General features: G+C 72.9%; 14 protein-coding genes and 1 pseudogene. 7 read left to right on the forward strand and 8 right to left on the reverse strand.

Annotated elements, in window-relative coordinates:
• Positions 1-25 precede the first annotated feature (25 nt).
• The 3 genes and pseudogenes from C9F11_RS17690 (at position 26) to C9F11_RS17700 (ending at position 3,764) form a co-directional block, all read left to right on the forward strand.
• Complete coding sequence (locus C9F11_RS17690) at positions 26-1,144, forward strand: P1 family peptidase (RefSeq protein ID WP_138960213.1); 1,119 nt, start codon at positions 26-28, stop codon at positions 1,142-1,144.
• Between the two features lie 423 nt (positions 1,145-1,567).
• Positions 1,568-2,800 carry an Ig-like domain-containing protein gene (locus C9F11_RS17695; RefSeq protein ID WP_138960214.1) on the forward strand — a complete coding sequence of 411 codons (1,233 nt, stop codon included), beginning with the start codon at positions 1,568-1,570 and terminating at the stop codon, positions 2,798-2,800.
• Positions 2,801-3,004: 204 nt separating this feature from the next.
• Positions 3,005-3,764, forward strand: a pseudogene (locus C9F11_RS17700) (DUF6227 family protein).
• A 51-nt stretch (positions 3,765-3,815) separates the two neighbouring features.
• Here the strand turns inward: C9F11_RS17700 and C9F11_RS17705 are convergent.
• From C9F11_RS17705 to C9F11_RS17730, 6 genes are all read right to left on the reverse strand, one after another.
• Positions 3,816-4,079 carry a hypothetical protein gene (locus tag C9F11_RS17705; RefSeq protein ID WP_138960215.1) on the reverse strand — a complete coding sequence of 88 codons (264 nt, stop codon included), beginning with the start codon at positions 4,077-4,079 and terminating at the stop codon, positions 3,816-3,818.
• Positions 4,080-4,180: 101 nt separating this feature from the next.
• On the reverse strand, positions 4,181-4,573 hold the full coding sequence (locus tag C9F11_RS17710; protein ID WP_138960216.1) for a hypothetical protein: 393 nt from the start codon (positions 4,571-4,573) through the stop codon (positions 4,181-4,183).
• Between the two features lie 90 nt (positions 4,574-4,663).
• Entirely contained in the window at positions 4,664-6,664 is a 2,001-nt protein-coding gene (locus C9F11_RS17715; RefSeq protein WP_138960217.1) for a fructose-specific PTS transporter subunit EIIC, read from the reverse strand.
• Between the two features lie 243 nt (positions 6,665-6,907).
• Positions 6,908-7,855, reverse strand: a complete 948-nt coding sequence (gene pfkB / locus C9F11_RS17720; protein ID WP_138960218.1) for a 1-phosphofructokinase — start codon at positions 7,853-7,855, stop codon at positions 6,908-6,910.
• Positions 7,852-8,619: a DeoR/GlpR family DNA-binding transcription regulator gene (locus C9F11_RS17725; RefSeq protein WP_138960219.1), complete on the reverse strand. Its 768-nt coding sequence runs from the start codon at positions 8,617-8,619 to the stop codon at positions 7,852-7,854. The genes pfkB and C9F11_RS17725 overlap by 4 nt, the downstream gene beginning before the upstream one ends.
• 209 nt (positions 8,620-8,828) lie before the next feature.
• Complete coding sequence (locus C9F11_RS17730; protein ID WP_138960220.1) at positions 8,829-10,358, reverse strand: MFS transporter; 1,530 nt, start codon at positions 10,356-10,358, stop codon at positions 8,829-8,831.
• Positions 10,359-10,474: 116 nt separating this feature from the next.
• On the opposite strand from C9F11_RS17730, the gene C9F11_RS17735 reads away from it, so the two are divergent.
• Complete coding sequence (locus tag C9F11_RS17735; RefSeq protein WP_138960221.1) at positions 10,475-11,458, forward strand: WYL domain-containing protein; 984 nt, start codon at positions 10,475-10,477, stop codon at positions 11,456-11,458.
• 146 nt (positions 11,459-11,604) lie between these two features.
• On the opposite strand, the gene C9F11_RS17740 is transcribed toward C9F11_RS17735, so the two are convergent.
• A complete protein-coding gene (locus C9F11_RS17740; protein ID WP_138960222.1) occupies positions 11,605-12,609 on the reverse strand; it encodes a sigma-70 family RNA polymerase sigma factor in 1,005 nt (334 codons plus the stop codon).
• 216 nt (positions 12,610-12,825) lie between these two features.
• Between C9F11_RS17740 and C9F11_RS17745 the strand changes: the two genes are divergently transcribed.
• From C9F11_RS17745 to C9F11_RS17755, 3 genes are all read left to right on the forward strand, one after another.
• A complete protein-coding gene (locus tag C9F11_RS17745; RefSeq protein ID WP_249401768.1) occupies positions 12,826-13,362 on the forward strand; it encodes a GNAT family N-acetyltransferase in 537 nt (178 codons plus the stop codon).
• Positions 13,363-13,410: 48 nt separating this feature from the next.
• A complete protein-coding gene (locus C9F11_RS17750) occupies positions 13,411-14,544 on the forward strand; it encodes a questin oxidase family protein (RefSeq protein ID WP_138960224.1) in 1,134 nt (377 codons plus the stop codon).
• Positions 14,545-14,614: 70 nt separating this feature from the next.
• Entirely contained in the window at positions 14,615-15,151 is a 537-nt protein-coding gene (locus C9F11_RS17755) for a MarR family transcriptional regulator (protein ID WP_138960225.1), read from the forward strand.
• A 50-nt stretch (positions 15,152-15,201) separates the two neighbouring features.
• Here C9F11_RS17755 and C9F11_RS17760 read toward each other — a convergent pair whose 3' ends face one another.
• A complete protein-coding gene (locus C9F11_RS17760; RefSeq protein ID WP_138960226.1) occupies positions 15,202-16,728 on the reverse strand; it encodes an MFS transporter in 1,527 nt (508 codons plus the stop codon).
• Positions 16,729-16,782 lie beyond the last annotated feature (54 nt).

Raw genomic sequence — 16,782 nt, forward strand, 5'->3', positions numbered from 1 at the left:
GCGAAGCCCGTGGTACGCATGCCGCATGACGACATCTGACGCACCTGAGGCAGGGACGCGGGACGGGTCGGCCGGGGCGCTGACCGACGTCGCGGGGCTGCGGGTCGGGCACGCGGGCCGGGTGGGCGGCGGCTGGCTCAGCGGGACGACCGTCGTGCTCGCGCCGGAGGGCGGAGCCGTGGCGGCCGTGGACGTGCGCGGCGGCGGCCCGGGCACCCGGGAAACGGACGCGCTCGACCCGCGGAACCTGGTCCAGCGGGTGGAGGCGGTCGTCCTGACGGGCGGCAGCGCGTACGGCCTCGACGCCGCGACCGGGGTGATGGCCTGGCTGGAGGAGCAGGAGCGCGGGGTGCGGGTGGGGCCCGAGAGTTCGCACGTGGTGCCGGTGGTGCCCGCGGCGTGCGTGTTCGACCTGGGGCGGGGCGGCGCGTTCCGGGCGCGGCCCGACGCGGCGCTCGGCCGGGCGGCGGTGGAGGACGCGGCGGCGCGCCCGAGCGGTCACGCGGTGGCCGAGGGCAATGTGGGCGCGGGCACCGGCGCGGTGGTGGGCCTGCTCAAGGGCGGCGTCGGCACGGCGAGCACGGTCCTCGGCTCGGGCGTCACGGTGGCCGCCCTGGTGGTGGCGAACGCGGCGGGGTCGGCAGTGGATCCGGCGACGGGGGCGTTGTACGGGCGGTTCTTCGAGGGGGCGCCGGTCGAGCTGCCCGCGGCCGGGGTCCACGAGGCGGCCCGGCGGCGCCTGGCCGAGGCCGCGGCGCGCAACGGTCGGCCGCCGTTGAACACCACGCTCGCCGTCGTCGCCACGGATGCCGAGCTCACCAAGGCCCAGGCGCAGAAGCTCGCGGGCACCTCGCACGACGGCATGGCGCGGGCCGTGCGCCCGGTGCACCTGCTGAACGACGGGGACACGGTGTTCGCCCTGGCCACCGGCGAGCACCGGCTCGACGCCGCGAACCCCTTGGCGCCGAACGAGATCCTGGCGGCGGGCGCGGACGTGGTGACGCGAGCGATCGTCAGGGCCCTCCTGGCGGCAGAGCCGGTGGAAACCCCGGGCGGCACCTTCCCGTCCTACCGAAGCCTCTACGAATCCAACGCGAGCGGCGAGGCCGGGAAGGCCGGTGACTCCAGCCCGTCCGGCACGTAAGGACGAGACCGGGAAGGGCCAGCGATTCCAGCCCGTCCGGCATGTAAGGACGAGGCCCGAAAGGCCAGCGATTCCAGCCCGTCCGGCATGTGAGGACGAGGCCCGAAAGGCCAGTGACTCCAGCCCGTCCGGCGCTTGAGAACGAGGCCCCAAGGGCCGGTGACTCCAGCCCGTCCGGCGTTTGAGGACGAGGCCCGAAGGGCCAACAAAGGGGGAAAGGGGCGAAGCCCCATATATAGGCAGCAACCTCATCAACTACCGCCAAACCGAAGGACCTTGAGAACAGCCGCGGGCGCAGCCATGTGCCAGCGCTCACACCCGTGCCCCGGAACCAATTCTCGACCAGTCGACTCTTTACCCGTACTGGATCAGACCACGTACATACCAAGAACGTGCTGAACGCAGACCGAATGGGAGCAGCCCGTGACAACGCCGGACATTGCAGCGCAGCCTCAGCCCCGTCGCCGTCGGCGGGTCATGCTGGCGACCGCCGCGCTCGCAGCGGTCGGCGCGCTGACCCTGACGGCCTGCGGCGGTGACGCCGACGCCAAGGACGACAAGAAGTCGGGGGCGGCCAAGGACGCGTCCGGCGCCCAGATATCCATCTCCTCCAAGGACGGCGCGACCGACGCCTCGATCAACGCCACCGGCGTGAAGGTCAAGGACGGCAAGCTGACCGGCGTGAAGATGACGCAGGTGACGTCCGGCGCCGCGGTCGAGGGCTCCATATCCGCCGACGGCAGCACCTGGAAGCCCAAGGCCCAGCTGGAGCGCGGCACGAAGTACAAGGTCACCGCCAACGCCAAGGACGGCGACGGCCGCCCGGCGACGGAGAACGCGACGTTCACGACGGTGTCGTCGGCGAACAGCTTCATCGGTTCGTACGCGCCGGACGGCGGCACCACCGTCGGCGTCGGCATGCCGGTGTCGTTCAACTTCGACAAGGCGATCACCAACAAGAAGGACGTGCAGTCGCACATCACGGTCACGTCCAGCAGCGGGCAGAAGGTCGTCGGCCACTGGTTCGGCAACCAGCGCCTGGACTTCCGGCCGCAGGAGTACTGGAAGGCCGGCTCCAAGGTCACGATGAAGATCGCCCTGGACGGCGTGAAGGGCGGCAACGGCATCACCGGCGTCCAGAACAAGACGGTCACCTTCACCATCGGCCGCAAGCAGGTCTCCACGGTCGACGTGGGCGCCAAGAAGATGACGGTCGAGCGGGACGGCAAGGTCCTCAAGTCCGTCCCGATCTCCGCGGGCAGCCCGCAGAACCCCACGTACAACGGCCAGATGGTGATCTCCGAGAAGTTCGTCCAGACGCGGATGAACGGCTCGACGGTGGGCTTCGGCGGCGAGTACGACATCAAGGACGTGCCGCACGCCATGCGTCTCTCGACGTCCGGCACCTTCATCCACGGCAATTACTGGAGCTCGCCCTCCATCTTCGGTAGCACCAATACCAGCCACGGCTGTGTGGGGCTCCAGGATGTGCAAGGGGCGCAGGGCGACACGATGGGCAAGTGGTTCTACGACAACTCGCTGATCGGTGACATCGTGACGGTCAAGGGTTCGCCGGACAAGACCATCGCCCCCGACAACGGCCTGAACGGCTGGAACATGTCGTGGAGCCAGTGGACGGCGGCCGGCGCCGAGTGACACGGGCCTGAGGGACACCGCCACAAAAGGGGCGCGCGTGGCGCCCCGAACGGCGCACTCGAGGCCTCAACGGAGCGAGCCGCACGGGAACTTGCCGTGCGGCTCGATCGTTTTCCTGTTCCCGGACATGATGTCGGACCCAGGGGCTACGGTATGCACGCACAAGGTGACATGCAGCAACGCCGGAAGCATCCGGGAGTATCCGTGAGCGTTCCGTACGAGACAGCGTACGAACCACCTGAGTCGCCCGAGCCCCTTACTCCAGAGGAGCACCTCGAGCGACTGCTCAGCCGCGCGCTGAACTCCTTCGACCTGCCGGACGAAGCCGTCCGGCGCCTGGAGCGGTCCCTGGCCTATGACAGCTCGCTGCACTCCGCGCACCACAGCGCGGGCCTGCACCGCGAGACGTACCGCCACACCTGGCTGCTCGCCGACGGCAGCGCGCTCACCCTCTGGGAGCTCGTGCACAACGCGGGCCCCGGCAGCCAGGCCCAGTACGAGCTGTATCTGGACGAGGAGGAGGCCGGAGTCGCCACCGCGCGCCTTCCGTTACCGCCCGACACCCCCGCCAGGGACCTGCCGGTCGTCCTCCAGCTGACCGCGGCGCACGTACGTGCCGGACGACTCGGCCGACCACGCGCGCAGGCTGCTGCGCCGCGCCGAGAACCCGGCGAGCGTGGACCGCCCCGGCGAGGACATGGCGCGACTGCTGCGCGCGGCCTTCGCCCACCAGATCACCCAGGCCTTCGGCCGCTCGGGCCTCACCGGCGAGGCCCGGCTCGGCTTCTCGCTGTACGAGCACGCCTTCCTGCTCTTCGACGGCTCGGAAGTCAGCCTGTGGGAGGTCGAGCACACGGCGACGACCGACGGCCGCCACATGTGCGAGGTGTATGTGAGCGAGCGCGCGGCCCGCGCGGCGATGGAGCGGCGGGCCCGGGCGTTCCCGGTGACGCGCAGCCGCTAGCCGCCCGGGCGCACCCGCGCCCGAGCCTCCGGCCGCGACCGCACCTGCGGCTCAGGCCTGGTCGCGGCCCTTGCCGAACTGCCGGACCAGACCGGCGAAAGCAGCCCGCTCGGCCGCCGTCAGCTGCACGGACTCCGCGCCCGGCGGACCCGACTGGACGGGCAGTGAGCGCAGCGCGGGACCGCCCGCGCCCGAGATCTGTGGTCCGGCCTCGCGGCCGCGGCGCAGCCGCAGGAAGGTCACGGCCCAGAGGGTGGTCACGGCGGCGAACAGCGCCACACTTGTCTGCTGAACGATCGAAGCACCGTCGAACATGCCGCTCAGTAGACAACAGCCGCCAGCCTAACAACAGGGGCGTTTATGGGACTTTGGCCTTGAAGTGACGCATCTCCCATCGGGCGGGGCGGATCCGGGCGTCAGGATTCCGGTTCGCGCTCGCCGGTGACCAGGCCCGCCATGCGGACGCAGATCGCGGGGAGTTCGGGGGCCTCCAGGTCCCAGTCCTCGGTGTCGACGCCCGCGAGCAGGCAGGATGCCCACAGGGTGGCGAGCAGTCGGGAAGCGACGTCGGCGCGGGCCGGGCTGGCGGCGGGGGCCTGGCGGCGGACGGCGTGCGCGGCGTACTCGATCAGGGAGGGTTCGAGCAGCCAGCGGATGCCCGCGCCGGTCTCGATGAGGAAGCCGGAGTAGACGGCGAGAAAGACGCGGTCGGCCTCCGAGGGCCGGCCGAGGCCGGCCCGCGCCTGCTCGGTGAGTTCGGTGACCATGCCGAGCAGGCTGCTGAGGTGGCTCTGCTGAAGCTGACTCATGGTGGCCCCCACGGGTGTGGCCCGTGTCCCGGGCGCCCATGCCGCAGTACCAGCAGTATGCCCACGCGAGGGGGGCCGGGGAACGTCCGATCAGACGGCGACCGGAACCCGTGGCTCGTCCGCCGCGTCCCGTTCGGGGGTGACGGCCGTCTTCCGGGCGCTCTTGAGCAGCACCACCACGGCCGTCGACACGCAGACGCCAGCGGCGATCGCGAGCAGGTACAGCAGCGGCCGGCCGATCAGCGGCACCACGAAGACACCGCCGTGCGGGGCGCGCAGCGTGCAGCCGAACGCCATCGACAGGGCGCCCGTGACCGCGCCGCCCGCCATCGACGCGGGGATGACGCGCAACGGGTCCGCGGCCGCGAAGGGGATCGCGCCCTCGGTGATGAAGGAGGCGCCGAGGAACCAGGCCGCCTTGCCGTTCTCCCGCTCGGTCCGGGTGAAGAGGCGGCCCCGGACGGTCGTCGCGAGCGCCATGGCGAGCGGCGGCACCATGCCCGCGGCCATCACGGCTGCCATCACCTTCAGCGAGCCGTCGGTGGGGTGGGTGAGGCCGCCGACGGCGAAGGCGTACGCGACCTTGTTGAGCGGGCCGCCGAGGTCGAAGCACATCATCAGGCCGAGGATCACGCCCAGGATGACGGCGTTGGCGCCGGACAGTCCCTCCAGCCAGTCGGTCAGGGCGCTCTGCAGCGAGGCGATGGGCTTGCCGACGACGAGGAACATCAGGAAGCCGACGACCGCGGCGGAGACCAGCGGGATCACCACCACCGGCATGATGCCGCGCAGCACTGCGGGGATGCGGATCCGCTGGATGCCCATGACCACGGCGCCCGCGAGCAGACCGGCCGCGATGCCGCCGAGGAAGCCCGCCTTGATGGTGACGGCGACCGAACCGCCGACGAAGCCCGGTACGAGGCCCGGCCGGTCGGCCATGCCGTACGCGATGTAGCCCGCGAGGACGGGCACCAGGAAGGCGAAGGCGAGGCCGCCGGTCTGGAAGAGCAGGGCCGCCCAGCTGGTGTGGTCGGTCCAGACGAAGTGCTCCGCGACGGACGGGGCCTTGTCGATCTTCCAGCCGCCGATGGCGAAGCCGAGCGCGATGAGGAGGCCGCCCGCGGCGACGAACGGCACCATGTAGCTGACGCCGGACATCAGCCACTTGCGCAGCTTGGTGGCGTAGCTGTCGCCGCTGTCGCCCGCGCCGTCCACCGGACTCGGGCGGGCCGGGGCCGTGGCCTCGCCGCGGGCGGCCTTCTCCCGCGCTTCGGCGATGAGTGCGGCGGGGCGGCTGATGCCCGCCTTGACGCCGACGTCGACGGTGGGCTTGCCCGCGAAGCGGGACTTGTCCCGTACGGGGACGTCGTGGGCGAAGATCACCGCGTCGGCCCGCTCGACGGTCTCGGGGTCGAGGCGGGTGAAGCCCGCGGAGCCCTGGGTCTCGACGGTCAGCTCGACGCCGGCCTCGCGGGCGGCGTTCTCCAGCGCCTCGGCGGCCATGTAGGTGTGGGCGATGCCGGTGGGGCAGGAGGTGACGGCGACGATGCGGAAGCGGTCGGCGCCGTCCTCCGGCTCCCCCTCCCCCTCCGCCCCCGTGTCCGGTGGCTCGGCGCCGGGGGCCGTGTCCGCGGCCAGGTCCCCGGAGACCAGCGCCGCCGCGTCCGCCGCCGAGGTCACGGCGCGCAGGGCCGCCGTGAACTGTTCGTCCATCAACTGCCGTGCCAGGGAGGACAGGATCGTCAGATGGGCGTCGTCCGCGCCGGTGGGGGCCGCGATGAGGAAGACGAGGTCGGCGGGGCCGTCGGGGGCGCCGAAGTCGATGCCCGCCGCGCTGCGGCCGAAGGCCAGGGTGGGCTCGGTGACGTGGGCGCTGCGGCAGTGCGGGATGCCGATGCCGCCGTCGAGGCCGGTGGGCATCTGGGCCTCGCGGGCGGCCACGTCGGCGAGGAAGCCGTCCAGGTCGGTGACGCGGCCGAGGGCCACCATGCGCTCGGCGAGGGTGCGGGCCGCCGCCTCCTTGGTGGTGGCGGTCCTGTCGAGGTCGAGATCGACCAACTCCGCGGTGATCATGGCGTGGTTCTCGCTCATCGCGGGCTCCTTTGCGCGCGGACTGCCCGGGGACACGGGCGAGGAAGGGGACGGGGACGGGGACGGGACGGGGGCGGAGACGGGGTCAGGCGGCGGGCCCGGTCAGGGGCGCGGGCTCCGTCGGGACGGAGCCAGGCCGTGGGCCCGGTCAGGACGGGGTCAGGCCGCGGGCTCCGTCGGGACGGGGTCAGGACGCGGGCTCAGCCAGGACGGGGTCAGGCCGTGGGCCCGGTCAGGAGAGGGTCAGGGCGCGGGCTCCGTCAGGGCCAGGTCGAGCGGGACCCGGTCGGTGACGGTGACGGCGTCCGGGACGAGGTCGGACGGGGTGGGCATGAGGCTGCCGGGCAGCTGCACCGCGGCGGCGCCGTGCGCGACGGCGGCGGCCAGGGCGCGCGGCCCGGTGCCGCCCGCGACGAGGAGCCCGGCGAGGGAGCTGTCGCCCGCACCCACGTCGCTGCGTACGGCGTCGACGCGGGCGTGCCCGAAGTACGTGCCCGAGTCGTCGACGAGGAGTTGGCCGTCGGCGCCGAGGCTGGCGAGGACGGCGCGGGCGCCGCGCTCGCGCAGTTCGTCGGCGGCCTTGAGGGCGTCGCCGACGGTCGCGAGGGGGCGGCCGACGGCCTCGGCGAGCTCCGCGGCGTTGGGCTTGACGACGTCCGGGCGCCCCGCGAGGGCGGCGAGGAGGGCCGGGCCCGAGGTGTCGAGGGCGATCCGGGCCCCGGTGGCGTGGCAGCGGTCGGCCAGGTCCGCGTACCAGGACGGGGGAAGGCCGCGCGGGAGGCTGCCGCAGCAGGCGATCCAGTCGGCGCGGGCGGAGTGCGCGGCGACGGCGGCGAGCAGGGCCTCGCCCTCCGCCGCGGTGAGCTCGGGCCCGGGGGCGTTGATCTTCGTGAGGGTGCCGTCCGGTTCGGCCACGGAGATGTTCGAGCGGGTGGGGCCGGTGACCGGGACCGGGGCGACGTCGATGCCCTGCTCGTCGAGGAGCTGGGCGACGAGGGCGCCGGGGGCGCCGCCGAGCGGGAGGACGGCGAGGGTGGGCACGCCCGCGGCGGCGACCGCGCGGGAGACGTTGACCCCCTTGCCGCCCGGGTCCATGCGGTCACCGGTGGCGCGGACGACGGCGCCGCGGGTGAGGGCGGGGACGTCGTAGGCGCGGTCGAGGGAGGGGTTCGGGGTGACGGTGAGGATCATGCGCGCACCACTTCCGTGCCCGCGCGCTCGATGGCGGCGGCGTCGTCGGGGCTGAGGCCCGTGTCCGTGATCAGCAGGTCCACGTCGGTGAGGTCGCCGAAGCGGGCGAAGTGCTCCTGGCCGTACTTGCCGCTGTCGGCGAGCAGGACGACGCGGCGGGCGGCGGCGACGGCGGCGCGCTTGACGGCGGCCTCGGCGAGGTCGGGGGTGGTGAGGCCGTGCGCGGCCGAGAAGCCGTTCGCGGCGAGGAAGAGGACGTCGGCGCGGATCTCGGCGTACGCGCGCAGGGACCAGGCGTCCACGGCGGCGCGGGTGCGGTGTCGCACGCGGCCGCCGACCAGGTGGAGCTGGATGCCCGGGTGGTCGGCGAGGCGGGCGGCGGTGGGCAGGCTGTGGGTGACCGCGGTGAGGGCGGACTCCAGGGGGAGCTGCGCGGCCAGGCGGGCGACGGTGGAGCCCGCGTCGAGGATGACCGTGCCGGTGCCCTCGGCGGGGAGTTCGGTGAGGGCGGCGCGGGCGATGCGGTCCTTCTCGTCGGCGGCGGTGCCCTCGCGCTCGGCGAGGTCCGGCTCGAAGTCCAGGCGGCCCGCCGGGATCGCGCCGCCGTGCACGCGGCGGAGCAGGCCCGCGCGGTCCAGGGCCTTCAGGTCGCGGCGGATGGTCTCGGCGGTGACCTGGAACTCGGCGGCGAGCGAGAGGACGTCGACGCGGCCGCCCGCTCTGGCCAGGCGCAGGATCTCCTGCTGCCGCTCTGGCGCGTACATGGCTCGGGGCCTCCTGCTTGTGCCCGGGTGTGTGGGTTCTCTTGGATCGTACGGACCCTCCGGATGGAAGTAAACAGGATCGGGCATCATGTGGACACAAACGGGCCCCGCCGGAGCCCGGAGCGGACTTGGCGGGGCCTTGGGGGGGACCTAGCGGGGGGGGCACCCGTTCCGGGGAGCGGGCCCAGCGCCCGCCCCCCGGAGGGGCCTCAGGAGGCGAGGGCCGGCTCGCGGTCCTCGGGGGTGGTCTCCTCAGGGGCCTCCGCGCCCTCCACGTGCTGCGCGGGGCGGCGCGGCAGCCCCAGCATCAGCAGGAAGATGACGGCGAGGACGCCGAACACCCACCACAGCGCGTTCTGGAACCCGTGGGCGAACTCCGCGGCGACCTGCCGCGGCACCACGTTCTCGTCCATGACGCCGAAGAAGACCACGGACACCAGGCCGAGCCCGAGCGCGTTGCCCATCTGCTGCACGGTGTTGATGAGGCCGGACGCGGAGCCCGCGTGCTCGCGCGGGACCTCGGAGAGCACCGCGTCCGTCAGCGGGGCCACGATGAGGCCCATGCCGAGGCCCATCACCACGAGGGGGAGCGCCATCTGCCAGGGCGCGATGTCCGCGCCGTACCGGTCGGACTCCCAGATGTAGATGAGGACGCCCGCGGCCATCAGCAGGGCACCCGCCTGGAGGACCTTGCGGCCGAAGCGCGGCACCAGCTTCTGCACGGAGAGGCCCGCGGCGACGGAGACGGCGATGGAGAAGGGCACACCGGTCAGGCCCGCGCGCAGCTCGCTCCAGCCGAGGCCGACCTGCATGTACATGGTCCAGACGAGGAAGAAGATGCCGAGCGAGACGCCGAACACGGTCTGCACGGCGATGCCCGCGGCGAAGCTGCGCACCTTGAACAGGGACAGCTCCACGAGCGGCGAACCGTCCCGGGCGGCCTTGCGCCGCTCGTAGGCGACGAGCACGCCGAACACGACGACCGCGCCCGCCATCATCGCGTAGCCCCACAGCGGCCAGCCCAGCTCGCGGCCGCGCGTCAGCGGGTACAGGAGCATCAGCAGACCGGCGGTGACCAGGACGACGCCGACGAGGTCGAGCCGCAGCGCGCGCGGCGCCTTGGACTCGGTGATGAACTTCCGCCCGAGCAGCAGGCCCGCGATGCCGACCGGCAGGTTGATGAGGAAGATCGGGCGCCATTCGAGACCGAAGAGGTTCCACTCCGTCAGGAGCGCGCCGAGCAGCGGCCCGGACACCGCGCCGAGGCCCACCACCATGCCGAACAGGCCGAAGACCTTGCCGCGCTCGTGCGCGGGGAACGTGGCGTGCACGATCGAGAGGACCTGCGGCACCATCAGCGCGGCCATCGAGCCCTGGAGGATGCGGGACGCGACCAGCATCTCCGGGTTCGCGGCGAAGCCGCACAGCGCCGAGGCGACGGTGAAGCCCGTGATGCCGATGAGGAATATCTTCTTGCGGCCGTAGATGTCGCCGAGCCGTCCGCCGGTGATGAGGCCCGCGCCGAGCGCGAGCGCGTATCCGGCGGTGATCCACTGGATCTGGCTGAACGTGGCGCCCGCGTCCCGCTGGATGGAGGGGATCGCGATGTTCACGATCGTCACGTCGACGAGGTCCATGAAGGCGGCCGTCATCACGATCGCGAGGGCGAACCACCGACGGCGGTCGGACGGTGTCTCCGGGGACGGAGCAGCCGCGGTGGGGGTGCTGGGAGAAGTCATGCCGTGAGGCTAGAGGCCGTATAGGTCAGCTCATGACCTAGTTCTCCGGGACCATGGGATCACGTTCCCGGCGCTCGGTTCCCGGCGGACGCACGACCACGGCGGCGGGAGACCCCATGACCACGGACACACCGGCACGGCTCCTTCAGCTGCTCTCGCTGCTCCAGACCCCCCGCGAATGGCCCGGCGGCGAGCTCGCCGGGCGCCTCGGGGTCTCGCGCCGCACGGTGCGCAGGGACGTCGACCGGCTGCGGGAGCTCGGCTATCCCGTGCGGGCCACGCAGGGCTCCAGCGGCGGCTACCGGCTCGTCGCGGGCAAGGCGATGCCGCCCCTCGTCCTGGACGACGAGGAGGCCGTGGCCATCGCGGTGGGGCTGCGCGCCGGGGCCGGGCACGCCGTCGAGGGCGTCGAGGAGGCGTCGGTGCGGGCGCTCGCCAAGCTGGAGCAGGTCCTGCCGTCCCGGCTGCGCCACCGGGTGTCCGCCCTGGGCGCCGCGACGATGTCGCTGACCAGCGGGGACGGGGCGCGGATCGCGCCGGAGACGCTGACGGTGATCGCGTCGGCGACGGCCGCGCACGAACAGCTGCGGTTCGCCTACGAGGCCAAGGACGGCACCCCGTCGAGGCGCCTGACCGAGCCGCACCGGCTGGTGTCCACGGGGCGGCGCTGGTACCTGGTCGCGTTCGACCTGGAGCGGCAGGACTGGCGCACGTTCCGCGTGGACCGGGTGACGGAGCCGTTCCCCACGGCGGTGCGGTTCGCGCCGCGGATGCTGCCGGGCGGGAGCGCGGACGCCTATGTGCGCCGCAGCGTGCTGGCGCGGCGGCCGGAGTCCTCGGCGTACGAGGTGGACGTGGAGTTCCACGCTCCGCTGGACCGGGTGCGGGGGCGGCTGCCCGCCGCCCTGGGTGAGCTGGCCGCGGTCGGCGAGGACCGCTGCCGGCTGCGCGGGACGGTGACCGAGCCCGTGGAGTGGGTGGCGGGCCGGCTCGTCTGGGTCGAGTGCGACTTCACGGTGCACGGGCCCGAGCAGCTGGTGTCCCGCGTACGGGACCTGGGGCGTCGGTTCAGTACGGCGGTGGACCGGACCGGACGCTGAGGCCCGGCGCCGCGGGTCGGGGCCGGGGCGGACAAGGCCAGGGCAGAGCAGGGCGGCGCCGGAGCAGGGCCTGGGTCGCGGTCGCGCGGGGCCGGGCGCGGGCGGGGCGGGCCCGCCCGGTGCCGCTCGGCGGCGGGCCCCCGGGCCTAGGCCGCCGCGTCGAAGCCCGTGTCGCGCGCCAGCTTCTTCAGTTCGAGCAGGGCGTGCTTCTCTATCTGGCGGATGCGCTCGCGGGTCAGGCCGTGCTCCTTGCCGACCTCCGTGAGCGTGCGCTCGCGGCCGTCGTCGATGCCGTACCGCATCTTGATGATGGAGGCGGTGCGCTGGTCGAGGCGGCCGATGAGGTCGTCGAGCTCCTCGCTGCGAAGGAGCGTGAGGACGGACTGCTCGGGGGAGACCGCCGAGGTGTCCTCCAGGAGGTCGCCGAACTGGGTCTCGCCCTGGTCGTCCACCGGCATGTTCAGCGAGACGGGGTCGCGGGCCCAGTCGAGGACGTCCGTGACGCGCTCGGGGGTCGACGCCAGCTCGGCGGCGATCTCGGTGGCCTCCGGCTCACGGCCGTGCTCGCGGTTGAACTCGCGCTGCACGCGGCGGATCCGGCCGAGCTCCTCCACCAGGTGCACGGGCAGCCGGATGGTGCGGGACTGGTCGGCGATGGAGCGGGTGATGGCCTGGCGGATCCACCAGGTCGCGTACGTGGAGAACTTGAAGCCCTTGGCGTAGTCGAACTTCTCGACCGCGCGGACCAGGCCCGCGTTGCCCTCCTGGATGAGGTCGAGCAGGGGCAGGCCGCTGCGCGGATAGCGGCGGGCGACGGCGACCACCAGGCGGAGGTTCGACCGGATGAAGACGTCCTTGGCGCGCTCGCCGTCGGCGACGAGGGCGCGCAGCTCCTCCTCGGAGGCGGTCACGGCCGACTTCTCCTCGACCTCGCCCGCGAGGATCTTCTCGGCGTAGACACCCGCCTCGATGATCTGGGACAGCTCGACTTCCTTCGCGGCGTCGAGCAGAGGTGTGCGCGCTATCTCGTCGAGGTACATGCCGACCAGGTCGCGGTCGGCGATCTCGCCGCCTGAAGCGCGAACACTGCGTGCCGCGTCGGTCTCGCCGGTGTCGGCGGACTTGCGACGGGCGACGGCACGGGTTGCCATGCGTGCTCCCTTGCGTGGTTGTCACTGGTCGGTCCGGCGGGGACCCGTGGTGGCGGGCGGGCCGGGCGGTCCGGTATGGACCTGTGGTGGACGGCACACCCTCCCAGGTGCCCCGCATCCGATGGATACAACGACTGGAATCCGGACAGAATTCCCAACCCGCGCGTCCATTTTCCTGACCATGCAGTACCCTGTGCCGCCACACAGGGAGGCAGGGTGGCGCAGGAACTCACAGAGGTGCAGGTCAGACCCGGCGACGAGGCGGATCTCGGGGCCCTCACGGAGATCTACAACCACTACGTCCGTGAGACAGCCGTCACATTCGACACCGTCCCGTTTCTGCCGGAAGAGAGACGCCGTTGGCTGCTCTCCCACCCCAAAGACGGCCCGTACCGCCTGATGGTTGCCCAGGTCGGCAAACCGGGGAAACCTGACATTCTCGGCTATGCCACATCGGGCCCGCTGCGCGCCAAGCCCGCCTACGCGACCTCCGTGGAGGTCAGCGTCTACTGCGACCCGCGCGCGGCCGGGCGCGGCGTCGGCACCCTGCTCTACCGCGCGCTGTTCACCGCCCTGGAGGGCGAGGACCTGCACCGGGCCTACGCGGGCATCGCGCTGCCCAACGCGGCCTCGGTGCGGCTGCACGAACGGTTCGGTTTCCGGCACATCGGTACGTACGCGGAAGTCGGCCGGAAGTTTCACCGCTACTGGGACGTGGCCTGGTACGAGCTGCCCCTAGGGCCGAGGGACTAGTTCCGCAGACCGTTCCTGGCGGCCGGTCGGCGCGCCTAGCGTGCCGCCATGAACGAGATCAGCGGCACCTCCGGCACGCCCTCCCCCGGCTCCGGTTCCCGTTCCGGTTCCGGCCCCGACTCCGGATCCGGTTCCGGCCCCGACTCCGGCGGCGTCCTCGACGAAGCCCTCCAGCGCCTGCACGCGAGCGGCCCCGAGCGGGTCGTGCGCCTCACCAACCACGGCCCGATGGCCGTCGAGTCCCTGGTGCACAACGGCCAGGCCCACACCGTGCACCGCTGGCTCGACCACTACCGCCACAAGCTGGAGGACATGCCCGCGCGCGTGGCCCCCATCGGCGACGACGACTGGCGCGCGGCCCTCGGCGACCCGCGCCGGGCCGCCGACTGGATCGACCACTTCGCCCGCGCCCTGGCCGAGCGGCCCTGGCGCGAGGTGCTCGCCGCCTGGTGGCCGGTGCTCCTTCCCGGCATCGCGGGCGGCTCCACGCACCCGGTGATCCGTGTCGGGCACGCCGTGCGCGGCCTCACCGCGCCGGGCGGGGAGACCGCGCCCCGCGTCGCCGAGCTGGCGCACGGCCTCGGCTACTGGGCGGCCCGGCACACCCCGCTGCCGCCGCGCGCGCCCCGCCCCCTGCCGGCCGCGGCCGGTGCCGCCGCCGCGCTCGCCGCGGTGGAGCGGATCCCGGTGCAGGACGGCGGCCTTCCGGACCGCTTCGCGCAGCTGGCCTCCGTGCCCGTGTGGCCCGCCGCCCCGGCCGCCGACCCGGACGCGGCGCGCGCCCGCCTCGGCGACCTGGTCACCGCCGCCGTGCACCGGTACGCCACCCACGGCCACACCGACCCGATCATGCTGGTGCACGCGGCGACCGCGCCGAACGCCGTCCTGCGCGCCCTGCCCGCGCTCCCCCGCGCGCTGTGGCCCGCCTCGCTGGCGGCGGCCTGGGCGGCGAGCGCCGCCGTCACCGCCGCCTACGGCCCGGCGGCCCCGGCACCCGCCGACGAGCTGCGGACCGCGTACGGCGAGGCCGGGCGCAGCACCTTCGACGAGGTCTTCGCGCGGGCCGCGGCGCACGGCGACGACCACACGATCAAGTTCGCGGACACCGCCCTGGACGTCGGCGACGAGCGGGCGCGCGCGGCCGCGCTGCGGGGCGTGGAGCTCAACCCGCCCGCCCTCTGAGCGCGTTCACCACGCCCCGGCGGCGGACACCCCTGCCGGGAGCACAGGAAAGGCTCGTACAGTGGGTTACATGGACAGGCCATCCACCGAGGCACCGGACGCCGCCGGGGAGCGCGCCGCCGCCGGGCCGCGCTGGCTCGACGGCGAGGAGCAGCGCACCTGGCTCGCGTACATCCACGCCTCCACGCTCCTGGAGGACTACCTCGACCGTCAGCTCCAGCGCGACGCGGGCATGCCCCATCTGTACTACGGACTCCTGGTGCAGCTCTCGGCCGCGCCGCGCCGCCGGATGCGGATGACGGAGCTGGCCCGCGACTCCAAGATCACCAGATCCCGGCTCTCGCACGCGATCGCACGGCTCGAACGCAGCGGCTGGGTGCGGCGCGAGAACTGCCCGACCGACAAGCGCGGGCAGTTCGCGATCCTGACCGAGGACGGCCAGGAGGTGCTGCGGCAGACCGCGCCGGGGCATGTGGAGGCGGTGCGCCAGGCCATCTTCGACCGGCTCACCCCGGAACAGCAGAAGTCCCTCGGCGAGATCATGCGGATCGTCGCCGAGGGACTTCAGCCGAAGGAGGCCGGGGCCGACCTGCCCTGGCTCCGCTGACCCCGGCCGGGGTGCGGACGCCAGGGCGGTTCAGCCCCTGCGCGGGGGCGTCAGTGCGCCACCACCGGGATCTTCACCTCGTCCTCGACGCCGTCGCCGTCGCCGGAGGCCGCCTGGCCGTTCTGGGCGCCGGTGTTGATGAGTACGGCGGCGATCACCGCGGACGCGGCGAGGATGCCGACCGCCCACCAGATGGCGGCGGTGTAGCCCTCCACCATGGACTGCGCGGCGAGCAGCTTCTGCGCCGCCGGGGTGGTCGCGGAGGCCGCGTGGTCCTCGATGTACGCCGTGGTCGCGGAGGCCGCGATGGTGTTCAGGAGGGCCGTGCCGATGGCGCCGCCGACCTGCTGCGAGGTGTTGACCATCGCGGAGGCGACACCGGCGTCACGCGGCTCGACGCCGTGCGTGGCGAGCGACATGGCGGGCATGAACGCCGTACCCATGCCGAGGCCGAGCAGCAGCTGCGCGGGCATGATCAGACCGGCGTACGAGGTGTCGACCTCCAGCTGCGTCAGGAGCAGCATGCCGACGGCGGCGACCAGGAAGCCCGGGGCCATCAGGTAGCGCGGGGGCACGCGGATCATCAGGCGGGTGCCGATCTGCGTGGAACCCGTGATCATGCCCGCGATCATCGGCAGGAAGGCGAAGCCCGTCTTGACCGGCGAGTAGCCCTTCACGATCTGGAGGTAGTACGTGAGGAACAGGAACAGGCCGAACATCGAGATGATCGCCAGGCCGAGCGACAGGTAGACGCCGCCGCGGTTGCGCTCGGTCAGGACGCGCAGCGGGAGCAGCGGGTGCTTGACCTTGGCCTCGGTGAGGACGAAGGCGGCGAGGAGCACGACGGACGCGACGAACATCGCGATGGTCACGCTGTCCGACCAGCCCTCGGACTCGGCGCGGGTGAAGCCGTAGACGAGCGCGACCAGGCCGAGCGTCGACAGGAACACGCCGGGGATGTCCAGCGGCGAGCGGTTGCGGCCGCCCTCGGGCTCGCGGATCACGAAGTAGGCACCGGCGGCGGCGACGATCGCGAAGGGGATGTTCACGAAGAACGTCCAGCGCCAGTTCAGGTACTCGGTGAGGAAGCCGCCGAGGATCAGGCCGACGGCGCCACCGCCACCGGCGATCGCACCGTAGATGCCGAACGCCTTGGCGCGCTCCTTGGCCTCGGTGAACATCACCGCGAGCAGGGAGAGCGCGGCGGGCGCGAGCAGCGCGCCGAACACGCCCTGGAGGGCGCGGGCGCCGAGCATCATCGCCTCGCCGGTCGCGGCGCCGCCGAGCGCGGAGGCCGCGGCGAAGCCGATGAGACCGGTGACGAAGGTGCGCTTACGGCCCCAGAGGTCGGCGATGCGGCCGCCGAAGAGCAGCAGACCGCCGAAGGCGAGGGCGTAGGCCGTGATGACCCACTGCTTGTTGCCCTCGGATATGCCGAGGTCCTCCTGGGCGGAGGGCAGCGCGATGTTCACGATGGTCGCGTCGAGGACGACCATCAGCTGGGCGAGCGCGATGAAGACCAGGGCCTTCCAGCGCTTTGGGTCCGGAGCGAGTGATGTGACGGGTGATGCAGACATGGGTGAAGCCACCTAGAGACGCAGGAGTGAACGAGGCGAGTGCTGATTCAGACG

Source organism: Streptomyces sp. YIM 121038 (genome assembly GCF_006088715.1).
Lineage (GTDB): Bacteria > Actinomycetota > Actinomycetes > Streptomycetales > Streptomycetaceae > Streptomyces.

Excerpts from the sequence above, each read along its gene's own strand:
- C9F11_RS17690 (WP_138960213.1), top strand. The coding sequence starts at position 26 with ATGACGACATCTGACGCACCTGAGGCAGGGACGCGGGACGGGTCGGCC.
- C9F11_RS17705 (WP_138960215.1), bottom strand. The coding sequence starts at position 4,079 with ATGTTCGACGGTGCTTCGATCGTTCAGCAGACAAGTGTGGCGCTGTTC.
- C9F11_RS17740 (WP_138960222.1), bottom strand. The coding sequence starts at position 12,609 with ATGGCAACCCGTGCCGTCGCCCGTCGCAAGTCCGCCGACACCGGCGAG.
- C9F11_RS17735 (WP_138960221.1), top strand. The coding sequence starts at position 10,475 with ATGACCACGGACACACCGGCACGGCTCCTTCAGCTGCTCTCGCTGCTC.
- C9F11_RS17755 (WP_138960225.1), top strand. The coding sequence starts at position 14,615 with ATGGACAGGCCATCCACCGAGGCACCGGACGCCGCCGGGGAGCGCGCC.
- C9F11_RS17730 (WP_138960220.1), bottom strand. The coding sequence starts at position 10,358 with ATGACTTCTCCCAGCACCCCCACCGCGGCTGCTCCGTCCCCGGAGACA.
- pfkB (WP_138960218.1), bottom strand. The coding sequence starts at position 7,855 with ATGATCCTCACCGTCACCCCGAACCCCTCCCTCGACCGCGCCTACGAC.
- C9F11_RS17725 (WP_138960219.1), bottom strand. The coding sequence starts at position 8,619 with ATGTACGCGCCAGAGCGGCAGCAGGAGATCCTGCGCCTGGCCAGAGCG.
- C9F11_RS17760 (WP_138960226.1), bottom strand. The coding sequence starts at position 16,728 with ATGTCTGCATCACCCGTCACATCACTCGCTCCGGACCCAAAGCGCTGG.
- C9F11_RS17750 (WP_138960224.1), top strand. The coding sequence starts at position 13,411 with ATGAACGAGATCAGCGGCACCTCCGGCACGCCCTCCCCCGGCTCCGGT.
- C9F11_RS17710 (WP_138960216.1), bottom strand. The coding sequence starts at position 4,573 with ATGAGTCAGCTTCAGCAGAGCCACCTCAGCAGCCTGCTCGGCATGGTC.
- C9F11_RS17715 (WP_138960217.1), bottom strand. The coding sequence starts at position 6,664 with ATGAGCGAGAACCACGCCATGATCACCGCGGAGTTGGTCGATCTCGAC.